Source organism: Mycobacterium alsense (assembly GCF_002086635.1).
Lineage (GTDB): Bacteria > Actinomycetota > Actinomycetes > Mycobacteriales > Mycobacteriaceae > Mycobacterium > Mycobacterium alsense.
Window position 1 is genome coordinate 182,572 of record NZ_MVHD01000002.1, and the last position, 11,953, is coordinate 194,524.

The window sequence follows — 11,953 nt, forward strand, 5'->3', positions numbered from 1 at the left end:
TCACTCGTAGACCACCGTGATCGTTCGGCTTGTCGGCAGGGACTGACAGGTCAAAACCCAGCCCTCGGCGACCTCATCCGCGGTGAGCGCGTTGTTGTTGATCATTCGCGCGCTGCCCTCCGTCAATCTGGCCATGCACGTTCCGCAAGAGCCGGTTTCGCATGACGACGGCGCACGCAGGCCCGCGGACCGCGCGGTCTGCAGCAGGGTCTCGCCGTCGCGGTAGGCGACTGTGGTCCGCTGGCGGTCGAGGTGGATGGTCACCCGTTCGGTGGCCGTCACCGCCGGACCGTTTGCCGCCGCCGCGGCCACGTCGGGGGTGTCGAAGCGCTCCAGGCGCACGCGGTCGGCGGGCACACCGGCGCCCACCACGGTCGCTTCCACGGTGTCCATGAACGCCGCGGGCCCGCAGATGTAGACGTCGACGTCGTCGGGCCGGCCGACGAAGCGCTCGACATGGCCGGCGTGGACGACGCCGCGGTCCTCGTCGAGGTGGTGCTCGATCACCAACCGGTCCGGGTGGCGATCGGCCAGCCGGGCCAGCGCGTCGGCGAAGATGACCGACTCTCGGGTGCGGTTGGCGTAGAACAGCCGGATGGTCCGGGTCGTGTTCGCCAGCGCCCAACGGATCAGCGAAAAGACCGGGGTGATGCCGCTGCCCCCGGCGAAGGCCACCACGTCGCGGTTGGTGTCACTCAGGACGAACCGGCCGGCCGGCGGCGCCGCATGGATCTCCCCGCCGGCAGTGGCCGTGTCGTTGAGCCAGTTCGACACCACGCCACCGGGGTCGCGCTTGACCGTGATGCGCAGGTCCTCGCCGGCCATCGGCGACGACGACATCGAGTAGCAGCGCCGGTGCTCGAGGCCGTTGACGTGCACCCGCAGCGTGAGGAATTGACCGGCCTGGTAACAAAACCGCGGCCGGTGCGGGGCGGGCACGTCGAACACGAGCGACACGGCGTCGCCGGTCTCGCGCACCACCTGCTTGATGCGCAGCGGCGCGAAACCGTTGGCCGCCGAATCGTCTTGGGAGTCTGGACCTCCGCCTGGCTGTCCCATCCGGGCCAGATTATCAACCACTTGTCATGATTATCAAGTACTTGACATATGCTAGCGGTCGGCCGCGGTCAGGCCGGGTTCGCCGTATCGCACGCGCAGGGCCTCCCACGGGGTTGCGTACTCGCCGGGGACGTTGCGGTAGGCGCAGTGGCGCTTGATGAATGCCCGCACGAACGGGGCGGCCAGCCGGGTGGCGTGTCGCTTCCACCCCGCGATTTCCCGCATCTCGGCGAGCATCTCCGGCCACGAGTGGCGCTGAAACGCCAGCGCCTCCTGAGCCCGGGTGAAGTCCATCCAACAGTTGAGGAACCACCCGTCGTCGCTGTCGGGATTTCCCGGCCGGGCGCACATCGCGTCAACCAGCCCCGTGAGCCCTCGCGCCTCGCCCGGGCCCTCCGTCGTATCGCGCTGCGTCAGCAGGTGCGATTCGTCGCCCGCGACCAACAATGTCTCTCCGCCGACGTCCGCGCTGGTGGCCGCCGCGAACGCGCGGGCGACGTCGCGGACGTCGACGGTGTGCACCCGCCCGTCCGTCGGCATTATGGTGCCGAAGAACAGGATGTCGGGATCGTAGTTCTCTTCGCTCGGATCGACGGTCAGGACGCCACCGAGCCGCAGGATGACCCAGTCGAGGTGCGACGACCGAACGGTCTCCTCGGCTTCCAGCTTGTGCCGGCCGTAGAGCTCGCATGGTCGTAAGGGCGTGTCCGGGCCGCAAAGGCCGCTGAAGCGGTGCGGGTTGGGCGCGCCGTAGACCGACGAGCTCGACGCATAAACGAACCGCGGCGGATTCGGCAGCGCCTCGGCGCAGCGCACCAAAGCCGCGGTCGCGCCGACGTTCACCCTGCGCGCGAAGGCCGCATCGCGATAGGTCGTGGGCGGGATCACGGCCGCGAGGTGGACGATGACGGCCGGCGCCACCTCGGAAACGAGCCGCTCTACGTCGGTGAAGTTCGTGAGGTCGGCCCATCGAATGGCCACGCCGGCCGGAAGTCTTTGGGCGGCTTTGCGATTGGCCGGGCGATCGCGCCCGGTCGCGATCACCCGGCGACCGTCGGCGCCCAGGCGCTTCACCGTCGCGGATCCGACCAGACCGAAAGCACCGGTGACGAGGACCTCATCTGACATCGTGTGCCGCCTTCCCGGCGAGGCGCTTCGCGCTGGCGATCAGGATTGGGTGCGCTCGCTGAGCAACGTGTGACCCGTGCCCTTTTCGACGACCCGGGCCAACAGGTCGTGCAGCAGCTGCTGCTCGTCGCTCGTCAGCACCCCGAACACGCTCTCGTGGGCGGCGATCGCGTCGGCCAGCACCGCCGTGGTGACGGCTCGCCCCTCGTCGGTCAGATAGGCCTGCATGATTCGTCCGTGCTGCGGATCCTGCTTGCGCTCCACCAGGCCGCGGCTCTCGAGCGCGGACAGCGCCAGCTGGGCGCCCTGCGGGCTGATCAGCAGCCGCCGGGCCAGCTCGGCGCCCGACAGGCCGGGCTCATCGGCGAGCTGACGCATCAGACCGATCTGAGCGGTCGTCACGCCGTGGCCGCTGATGGCCTCGTTGACCTTGGTCAGCGAGAAGTGGAAGGCCTGCTTGAGCAGCCACAGGATGTTGTCGGTGAGGGCTATGCCGTCCACGGGTCCGTCACGCACCTTCCTCCGGGCTTCGGTGGACGCGGCCGTCTTTCATGACGAACCGCACGTCGAGGGTGGTGGCGATGTCCCGCGACGGGTCCCCCGGCACCGCGATGATGTCGGCGAGATAGCCGGGGGCGAGGCGTCCCAGCTCGTGCTCGGCCTCGATCAATTCGGCGCTGGTCACCGTCGCCGCACGGATCGCCTCCATCGGCGTCATGCCGCGATCGACGAGCGCGCACAACTCCCTGGCGTTCTGTCCGTGCGGAATCGCCGGCGCGTCCGTCCCGCAGGCGATGCGCACCCCGGCGGCAATCGCCTTGGGCAACATCGACTTTGCCCGCGGGAACACCTCGTTCGCCTTCTTGCGCAGCTCGGGCGCGATCCGGTCGACCGCCATCGCCTCGGTCAAATATGTCGTGGACACCAGAAAGGTGCCGTGGTCGACCATCATCTGGATCGTCTCGTCGGTGGCCAGAAAGCCGTGTTCGATGCAGTCGATTCCCGCTTTGATGCAGGCGCGGACGGCCGTGTCGCCGACGGCGTGCGCGGCGACGCGCACGCCGGCGCGGTGCGCCTCGTCGGCGATGGCGGCGAACTCCTCGTCGGAGTACTGCTGGGCACCCGGTGCCGTGCTGTGCGACATGACGCCGCCGGACGCCGACACCTTGATCACCTTGGCGCCGTGGCGAATCTGGTAGCGCACGCACGCACGGACATCGGGGACGCCGTTGGCGATGCCCTCGGCCACGCTCAGCGGCATGATGCCCGGGGCCAGCCGCTGGAAGACCGTCGGATCCAGGTGCCCGCCGTAGGGCGTCACGGCGTGGCCGGCGGGCACGATCCGCGGGCCGGAATGCCAGCCGGAATCGATCGCGCGCTGCAACGCCACGTCCAGCAGGTACCCGCCGGTCTTCACCATCAGCCCGAGATTGCGCACGGTGGTGAAGCCGGCGTCGAGGGTGGTGCGGGCGTTGACGGCGCCGCGCAGCGTGCGGTACACGGGGTCGTCCTGCACCCCGTGCATCGGGTTGGGCAGACCGTCCGGCCCGCCGGGGCCGCCGATGAGCAGGTTGAGTTCCATGTCCATCAGGCCCGGCAGCAGCGTCACGTCACCGAGGTCGATCTCCGCCGCCGAATCCGGCGGGCCCGCAACGGGATTGACCGCGCTGATCCGGTCGCCCTCGATGATCAGGAGGGCCGGCGAGCGGACCTCGCCGGCGTCGATGTCGGCCCAGCGGTCGGCCCGCAGCGCGATGGTCACGGGATGGGTTCGGAGACGCAGTCGAGGCTGGAGGCTCCCGAGTCGGGCACCCGGGGCTGTTTCCAGCACTCCACCGGGAAGGACACCATGATCATCGAATACAACAGGTGCATCAGGTTGGTGACGTCGTCGGGCAGGTCGTCGAGCGGGAATTTGTCGCAGTAGGCGATGGCTTCTTCGGCCCGCGGCGTGATTGCGTCGTAGAAGGCCTGCATCTCGGCCATGGAGCTGTCCAGTCGCTTCTGGTAGCGCTGCGGTTCGCTGTCCAGGCACCAGGCCGCGAACGGCTCCAGGTCGGCGAATTCGCTTGGGAGCTTGGCGGTCACGGCTACACCCCCACCGTGTTGCTCTGGTAGTCGGCGATCCAGTGGGCGGTCTCCTTGTGCAGGTGGCGAATCAGTATTTCCTGGTCGTTGAGCAGGAATTCGCGCACCACGCCGGTCTCGATCATGCCCTGGGTGGCCTCGAGCGTGTTGGCGTCCTGCAGGCCGTATTCCTTGAACGTCACCGCGGCCAGTTCCTGCGCGACCCGCTCGCGCGGCGTGCGCGGCTGGGGGAAGTACAGCGTCCCCTCGAACACGTGGGTGTTGTACGACGTCGGCCAGTAGTGGTAGGTCAAATACCAGCCCTGACCCCAGAACAGGATGACGAAGTTGGGAAACAGCTGGAACGAGTCCAGCCCCCATGGGTCGCACTTGGCCGGGTTCAGCCCCGGGGGCATCTCGCCGAGATCGGGTTTGTCCCAGGGCCCGAACAATCCGCTCTGGCAGATGTCTTCGATCGGCTTGCGCATCTCGGCGTCCATCTCCCAGGCCCGGATTCCCGAGGTGCTGACGAGACGATGCGGGCCCTCGATGCGGTAGTGCGGCGCCTCGAAGCCGGCTTCGGCCGCGGCCTTGGAGTAGGTGGTCGGTGACTGGTTCGCGTGCAACACCGGTGCGTGGTAGAACTCCTGGAACGCGTCCATGTAGAGCTTCCAGTTGGCGTGCACTTCCGAACGGTAGACCCACCGGGACGTCATCCGGTCGAAGGGATAGCCCTCCAGGTCGATGATCATCGGTCCGAGGAATTCCCTCAGCGACTGCTCGGGTCGCGGCGCGAAGTTGACGAAGATGAACCCCTCCCACACCTCGCAGTGCACCGGCACCAGCCCGTAGCGGTCCTTGTCGAGATCGAAGAACTCGCTCTCCTGCTGCACGTGGGTCAGCTTGCCGTCCAGGTCGTAGCGCCAGGCGTGGTATTTGCAGGTGAACTGCCGGCATGTGCCGCTCGTCTCCTCCAGCGGCATGTCGTTCCAGACCAGCTTGTTGCCGCGGTGCCGGCAGATGTTGTGGAACGCGTTGACCTCGCCCCGGGTGTTGCGGACCACGATGATCGACGTGTTGACGACCTTCAGTTCCTTGGTGAAATAGCTGCCCCTGCGCGGAAGGCTTTCCACGCGACCGACATTCAGCCATGCGCGCTTGAAGATCGCCGGGCGCTCCAGCTCGTAGATTTCGGGGCTGATGGAATCCTGATAGGACACCGGCCCGGTGCCCAGCTCGGGATAATGTTGTGTCCAGCTGCCTTCGGGCGGCTTGGGGAAACGGGCCATATCTGCCGACCGTATATGCTCTACATCACAATCGCAAGTAGTTGATATTGCCCGTCGCGGACGGTTGAGGAGGAGCTTCGGTGCACCAACATGACGCCTTGTTCATCGGTGGGACGTGGACCTCACCCAGCGGCGGCGAGACCTTCGAGGTGATCTCGCCGCACACCGAATCGCCCATCGCCCGGGTGGCCACGGCCGGGCCCGCCGAGGTGGACGCCGCGGTAGCGAGCGCGCGCGCGGCGTTCGACGAGGGACCGTGGCCGCGCCTGGAACCCGCCGACCGCATCGAAGCCGTGCGCCGCCTCGCGAAACTCTATGGGGCGCAACGCTCCCAGATGGCCGAGCTCATCACCGCCGAAATCGGTGCCCCCACCACCTTCGCCCAGCGAGCCCAGGTCGGGCTGCCGGCCATGATAATGTCCGCGTTCTGCGACCTTGCCGAACGCTTCCCGTGGCGGGAGACGCGCCCGGGCTTCTACGGAGCCGACCTCGACATCCGGCGCGAACCCGTCGGCGTGGTCGCGGCGATCGTCCCGTGGAACATGCCGCAGTTCCTCATCGTCACCAAGCTGATCCCGGCGCTGCTGGCGGGGTGCTGTGTGGTGGTCAAGCCGGCGCCGGAGTCGCCGCTGGACGCGCTGCTGCTCGCCTCGATACTCGAAGCGGCCGAGCTGCCGGGCGGTGTGGTGAGCGTGCTGCCCGGCGACGCGAGGGTCGGCGAGCGGCTCATCCGGCACCCCGGCGTGGACAAGGTGTCGTTCACCGGCTCCACCACCGCCGGCAAGGCGGTCGCCGCCGCCTGCGCGGCGGACCTCAAGCGGGTCAGCCTGGAGCTCGGCGGCAAGTCCGCGGCGATCGTGCTGGACGACGCCGATCCGGCCGCGGTCGCCTCCGCCATCCGGTCGGCGAGCCTGTCCAATTGCGGCCAGATCTGCAACGCTCTAACGCGAATCCTGTTGCCCGCCAACCGAAGCGATGAGTTCGTCGGTGCGCTGGCGGCCGAGATGGAATCCCTCCACATCGGCGATCCGGCCGATGCGGCGACGCAGCTCGGACCGCTGGTCGCGAAGCGCCAGCAGGAGCGCGTCCGCAACTACATCACCGAAGGCCAGCGGGAGGGCGCCCGACTCGTCACCGGTGGCGCCGAGCTGCCCGACGGCGTCGACGGCGGCTGGTACGTCAAGCCCACGCTGTTCGCCGGGGCCGACAACGCCATGCGCATCGCCCGCGAGGAGATCTTCGGCCCGGTGCTGACCACCATCGCCTACCGCGACGAGGACGAGGCCATCGCGATCGCCAACGATTCCGACTACGGGCTCGCCGGATCGGTGTTCACCGCCGACCATGGCCGCGGAGTCGGCATCGCGGGCCGCGTGCGCACCGGAACCTTCGGCGTCAACCAGGGCTACACGATGGACCCGTTCGCGCCCTTCGGCGGTGTCAAGGGCAGCGGATACGGGCGCGAGCTCGGCGCCGAGGGGATCGACGGCTATACGGTCCTCAAGTCGATCTCCGTCGCGGCACCGCAGTAGCGGCGCACGCTTGGGTGTGAATGCTCGGCGCACTGTCACCAGCCACGGTCCGCGGACGTCACGCCGGGCCGCGACCGTCACCGGCCAGTTGCAGCAGCAGTCTCGTGCCGCCCAGCGGGCTGGAGTGTAGGGACGCCGTGCCGCCGTGCAATTCGGCCTGCTGGGCAACGAGCGCCAGCCCCAACCCCGACCCCGAGCGCGATGCGGTGGAGCCGCGAGAGAAGCGCTCGAAGACCGCCGTGCGTTCGGCTTCGGGGACCCCGGTGCCGTCGTCGTCGATCATGATTTCCACACCGTCGCCGGAACTGCCCACGGCGAGCCGGATTTCGGTGGCGCTGCCATGCTTGACCGCATTGGCGATGGCGTTGTCGATGACCAGCCGCAGCCCGGTGGGCAGCCCGACCATCAGCACCGTGGGCGACGGCACCAGCGACACCTCCACCCCGGGGTAGATGCGAAGCGCGTCGTGGGCGGCGCGGTCCAGCAGTTCGGTGACGTCGAACGGGACGAAATCGTCGACCGTGGTCAACTCGCCCTGCGCCAGCCGCTCCAGCGCCGTCAGCGTCGCCTCGATCCGGCTCTGCGTTCGAATGACGTCGCCGATGACCTCTTTGCGCTGCTCCGCGGGAATATCCAAGGTGGACAACACTTCCAGGTTGGTGCGCATGGCGGTCAGCGGGGTGCGCAATTCGTGCGAGGCGACCGCGGCGAAGTCGCGCGCCGACTCGAGGGCCGCCCTGGTGCGCTGTTGCTCGTTGCCGATGCGGGCCAGCATGCCCTCGACCGCCTCGGCGATCTCGACGGCCTCGCGCACGCCGCGGACTTGAACCTCATCGGGGCTGGACTGCGCGTTGATGGCGCGGGCCTGTTGGGCCAGCAGCAGAAACGGGTTGACCATGATCAACGAGATGAACCAGCCGACGATGACGGTGCCCCCGATGACGCTGCCGCAGATCAGCAGCACACGCAGGTGGAGCTGGTTGATTCGGTGTTGCGCTTCGGCCAACGGCGCCGCGAGCGCGATCGAGGCGGGGCCCGCGGTGAAGGTGCGGACTCGGTATTGCACGCCGTCGATGGTCGTGTTGGCGTACCCGTTCGGAAGTTTGGGCAGGACGATGTCGCCCGGAACCGACACCGTCACGTCGCCGATGCGGGCGGTGCGCACCAAATTGCCGTCCGGCATGGGCCGGTCGGGGTTGGTGAGCTGCGCGCTGTTGATCAGTGTGTTGATGTCACCCAGGCTGCTCACCGAATCCAGTCGGCGGTCGAGCTGGCTGTACTGGTCGTTGGTGACGCCGATCCAGACCCAGGCCCCCAGCAGGACCACGAGGGTTATCACCGACAGCGCGGCGACGATGACGATGGTGCGCAGCGACAGCACCCGCATCGGCAGTTGGAGGTGGAAAACCGAATTATCGGGCGCCACTGTTCATCCCGTTCCTGGGTGACATCTCGCCTTCCGCTTTCGCCCCCGGCTCGGCCATCGGATCAGGATATAGGCGCGGCGGTCACCCGCCCTGTCGGCGCTTCGACGGACGTGCCAGTCCTGTGAACTGCACGACACTCACCTTGTTTTCCGATTAGGTGAGTGAGTACTCTCTCACCATGCAGCCCTCCGGACGTGATCGGCTCCTGGCGGCGGCGCTGAAGCTGTTCGCCGACAAGGGGTACGCGGCGACGTCGGTGGCGGACATCCAGCGGGCGTCCGGGCTGGCGCCGGGTTCCGGCGCGCTCTACAAGCACTTCGGGTCCAAGCGCGAGCTGTTGGAGTCCGCCGTCGCGCATCGCACCGACAGCATCGTGGCCGCCCGCGAGCAGTACGACGCCGGGACGCCGGGCAGCGTCGAGCAGGCGGTGCGCACCGCCGGCCAGCTGATCTGGAACAACCTGACCCAGAGCGAGGATCTGCTCAAGGTCATGCTGCGCGAACCTGACGAGCTCGGCGACCTCGACGAGAAGACCTGGCAGGTCATCACCGACAACGCCTATCAGCGGTTCGCCGACGAACTGGCCGCGTCCAACCGCTCCGGTCGCACCGACATCCCCGATCCCGAGGCCGCCGCGGCGGTCGCGATCGGCTCGCTGTCGTACGCAGCGACGCTGCAGGCCCTGACGGGGCGCTTGCCCGGCAACATCGACGAGCACCGTTACTTCGAGGCGTGGGTCCAGCAGACGCTCGGCGCCCTCGCGCGCCACACCATAGCCCGAAACCGTTGATCCCCAACATATTTCAGGAGAATACCCGTGTCGTTTTCACTGCAGCTCAGCGATGACGTGATCGAGGTGCGCGATTGGGTGCACAAGTTCGCCGCCGAGGTGATCCGTCCCGCCGCGTCGGAATGGGATGAGCGTGAGGAAACTCCGTGGCCCGTGATCCAGGAGGCCGCGAAGGTGGGACTGTACTCACCCGATTTCTTCGCGCAGCAGGCGGCCGAACCGACCGGTCTTGGCTTTCTCACCACCTTCGAGGAGATGTTTTGGGGCGACGCCGGCATCGCGCTGTCTATCCTGGGCACCGGGCTGGCCGCAGCGGCGTTGGCGGGCAACGGAACTCCCGAACAATTGGGTCGCTGGCTTCCCGAGATGTTCGGTACGCCCGAGGAACCCAAGCTCGGCGCGTTCTGTTCGTCCGAGCCCGACGCGGGCTCCGACGTCGGCGCCATTCGCACCCGCGCACGCTATGACGAGGCCGCCCGCGAATGGGTCCTCAACGGGACCAAGACCTGGGCGACCAACGGCGGTATCGCCAATGTGCACATCGTCGTGGCATCGGTCTATCCCGAACTCGGCACGCGCGGGCAGGCCACGTTCGTGATCCCGCCGAACACCAACGGGCTCGAGCAAGGCCAGAAATTCAAGAAGCACGGGATCCGCGCGTCGCACACCGCCGAGGTGGTGCTGGACAACGTACGGCTGCCCGAGGACGCGATTCTCGGGGGGCGGGAGAAGTTCGAGGAACGCATCGCGCGGGTCAAGTCCGGTGCTTCGTCGCGCGGACAGGCCGCGATGAAGACCTTCGAGCGCACCAGGCCCACAGTCGGCGCGATGGCCGTCGGGGTGGCACGCGCCGCCTACGAGTACGCGCTTGAATACGCCTGCCAGCGCGAACAATTCGGTCGCAAGATCGGTGAATTCCAGGCGATCGCATTCAAGCTGGCCGATATGAAGAGCCGCATCGACGCGGCCCGCATGCTGGTGTGGCGCGCCGGATGGATGGCGCGCAACAACCAGAGCTTCGACTCGGCGGAAGGCTCGATGGCCAAGCTGGTGGCCAGCGAGACCGCCGTGTACGTCACCGACGAGGCCATCCAGATCCTGGGCGGAAACGGGTACACCCGCGACTACCCGGTGGAGCGGATGCACCGCGACGCAAAGATCTTCACCATCTTCGAGGGCACGAGCGAGATTCAGCGCCTGGTGATCTCGCGGGCGATCACCGGCCTGCAGATCCGCTAGCCGCGCGGCGTCAGCCGCGGCGCAACGCGCCGATCGCCTCGTCGAGGGCCGCCTCTAGGTAGGACAGGTCACCGGTCGCGAGCATGATGCCGACGCCGCCCTGGATGCCGGCCAGCAGGGCGGCGGCCGCGCGCTCGGCGTCGACCCGGCCCGCGACCTTGCCCTGTTCCTGCATCTCGCGAATGCCGGTGGCGATGGCGCCGTGCCACTTGGCCATCAGCTCGGCCGTCACGGCCTGGGCGCCGGGAGTCGTGCGGCCGATCTCCGACATCAGCACCGCGATGGGGCAGTTCTGACCCTGGCGGCGATAGCGGCCCACCACGGCGTCGCGCCACCGCTGCCAGGCCGCCCACGAGGTGAGCGCCGACAGGTGCGGCTGCTGGTCGTCGAGCACCATCTGCGACTCGTATTTGGCCACCGCCAGCAGCAGCTGCTCCTTGCCGCCCGGGAAGTAGTGGAAAAGCTGACTCTTCGACGTGCGCGTGCGGGACATGATGTCGTCGAGCGTGGTCTGTGCGACACCGTGCACGCGGATCTCGGTGGCCGCGCCCTCGATGATGCGCCGCCGCGTCGCCCGCCCCTTCGCGGTCCACTTCTGGACTTGCGGGTCCATTTTTATCGGCGGAGCATGTGGACTCATGAGTCCAAACGATACGCGGCTGACGGGCCGCACAGCACTGGTCACCGGTTCTACCGCGGGCCTTGGCGCCGCCATCGCGAAGGCCTTGGCGGCGAGCGGGGCCTTCGTCGTCGTCAGCGGTCGCGACAAGTCGCGCGGGGACGCCATCGTGGCCGACATCCGCTCGGCCGGGGGCTATGCCGCGTTCGTGGCCGCCGACCTGGGCGCCGGGGACGAGGAGGTTCGTCACCTGGCCGCCGTCGCAACCGAGCTCGCCGGCGGGCGCCTCGACATCCTGGTGAACAACGCGGCCGCTTTGCAGATGCCGACGCCTACCGCCGAGATCTCCGAGCGGTCGCTGCGAGAGGCGTTCACCGTCAACGTCTTCGCGCCCTTCCTGCTGACCGGGGCGGTCGCACCGCAGATGGCCCGCGACGGCAGGGGCGCCGTCGTCAACATCGGCTCGATCACCGGGCTTCGGGGGTCCGACGGCTCGGCGGTCTACAGCGCCAGCAAGGCGGCCGTCCACTCGTTCACGAAGTCCTGGGCCGACGAGTACGGGCCCGCCGGCGTCCGCGTGAACGCCGTCGCGCCGGGGCCGATCGCCACGGAGCGGCAGGACGAGTTCGCCGATCACCTCACGCCGGTGCTGGCCCGGCTTCCGTCCCGGCGGATGAGCACACCCGAGGAGGTGGCCGCCTCGGTGGTGTTCCTGGCCAGTGACGACGCCGCGAACATCCACGGGGCCGTGTTGAGCGTGGACGGCGGCTGGGCGGCCGTCTAGCGGACGAGACATGATGGCG

The 11,953-nt window shown here is 68.1% G+C and carries 12 protein-coding genes; 4 read left to right on the forward strand and 8 right to left on the reverse strand.

Annotation, left to right across the window (positions count from 1 at the left end):
* Genes BST11_RS02265 through BST11_RS02290 form a run of 6 tightly spaced genes read right to left on the reverse strand, consistent with a single transcriptional unit; the run spans window position 1 to window position 5,543 of the window.
* Window positions 1–1,059 (reverse strand): ferredoxin--NADP reductase, encoded by a 1,059-nt coding sequence (locus BST11_RS02265; RefSeq protein WP_083136388.1) that lies wholly within the window; start codon window positions 1,057–1,059, stop codon window positions 1–3.
* Window positions 1,060–1,110: 51 nt separating this feature from the next.
* Window positions 1,111–2,187: an NAD-dependent epimerase/dehydratase family protein gene (locus BST11_RS02270; RefSeq protein ID WP_083136389.1), complete on the reverse strand. Its 1,077-nt coding sequence runs from the start codon at window positions 2,185–2,187 to the stop codon at window positions 1,111–1,113.
* A 39-nt stretch (window positions 2,188–2,226) separates the two neighbouring features.
* The gene (locus BST11_RS02275) at window positions 2,227–2,679 is read right to left on the reverse strand and encodes a MarR family winged helix-turn-helix transcriptional regulator (RefSeq protein ID WP_067317674.1); all 453 of its coding nucleotides are present in this window, start codon (window positions 2,677–2,679) and stop codon (window positions 2,227–2,229) included.
* Window positions 2,680–2,695: 16 nt separating this feature from the next.
* Entirely contained in the window at window positions 2,696–3,949 is a 1,254-nt protein-coding gene (locus tag BST11_RS02280; protein WP_083136390.1) for a metal-dependent hydrolase family protein, read from the reverse strand.
* Window positions 3,946–4,275 (reverse strand): hypothetical protein, encoded by a 330-nt coding sequence (locus BST11_RS02285; protein WP_083136391.1) that lies wholly within the window; start codon window positions 4,273–4,275, stop codon window positions 3,946–3,948. Before BST11_RS02285 ends, BST11_RS02280 begins: the two co-directional genes overlap by 4 nt.
* Window positions 4,276–4,277: 2 nt before the next feature.
* Window positions 4,278–5,543, reverse strand: coding sequence for an aromatic ring-hydroxylating oxygenase subunit alpha (locus BST11_RS02290; protein WP_083136392.1), 1,266 nt, complete (start codon window positions 5,541–5,543; stop codon window positions 4,278–4,280).
* 80 nt (window positions 5,544–5,623) lie between these two features.
* Between BST11_RS02290 and BST11_RS02295 the strand changes: the two genes are divergently transcribed.
* On the forward strand, window positions 5,624–7,075 hold the full coding sequence (locus BST11_RS02295; protein WP_083136393.1) for an aldehyde dehydrogenase: 1,452 nt from the start codon (window positions 5,624–5,626) through the stop codon (window positions 7,073–7,075).
* 58 nt (window positions 7,076–7,133) lie between these two features.
* Here BST11_RS02295 and BST11_RS02300 read toward each other — a convergent pair whose 3' ends face one another.
* Window positions 7,134–8,462 carry a sensor histidine kinase gene (locus BST11_RS02300; RefSeq protein ID WP_067317576.1) on the reverse strand — a complete coding sequence of 443 codons (1,329 nt, stop codon included), beginning with the start codon at window positions 8,460–8,462 and terminating at the stop codon, window positions 7,134–7,136.
* A 218-nt stretch (window positions 8,463–8,680) separates the two neighbouring features.
* On the opposite strand from BST11_RS02300, the gene BST11_RS02305 reads away from it, so the two are divergent.
* The gene (locus BST11_RS02305) at window positions 8,681–9,292 is read left to right on the forward strand and encodes a TetR/AcrR family transcriptional regulator (protein ID WP_083136394.1); all 612 of its coding nucleotides are present in this window, start codon (window positions 8,681–8,683) and stop codon (window positions 9,290–9,292) included.
* Between the two features lie 27 nt (window positions 9,293–9,319).
* The gene (locus BST11_RS02310; protein WP_083136395.1) at window positions 9,320–10,531 is read left to right on the forward strand and encodes an acyl-CoA dehydrogenase family protein; all 1,212 of its coding nucleotides are present in this window, start codon (window positions 9,320–9,322) and stop codon (window positions 10,529–10,531) included.
* A gap of 10 nt (window positions 10,532–10,541) precedes the next feature.
* Here BST11_RS02310 and BST11_RS02315 read toward each other — a convergent pair whose 3' ends face one another.
* Window positions 10,542–11,144: a TetR/AcrR family transcriptional regulator gene (locus BST11_RS02315; RefSeq protein ID WP_083136396.1), complete on the reverse strand. Its 603-nt coding sequence runs from the start codon at window positions 11,142–11,144 to the stop codon at window positions 10,542–10,544.
* Between the two features lie 25 nt (window positions 11,145–11,169).
* Between BST11_RS02315 and BST11_RS02320 the strand changes: the two genes are divergently transcribed.
* Complete coding sequence (locus BST11_RS02320; RefSeq protein WP_083136397.1) at window positions 11,170–11,934, forward strand: SDR family NAD(P)-dependent oxidoreductase; 765 nt, start codon at window positions 11,170–11,172, stop codon at window positions 11,932–11,934.
* The last annotated feature ends 19 nt before the right edge of the window (window positions 11,935–11,953 follow it).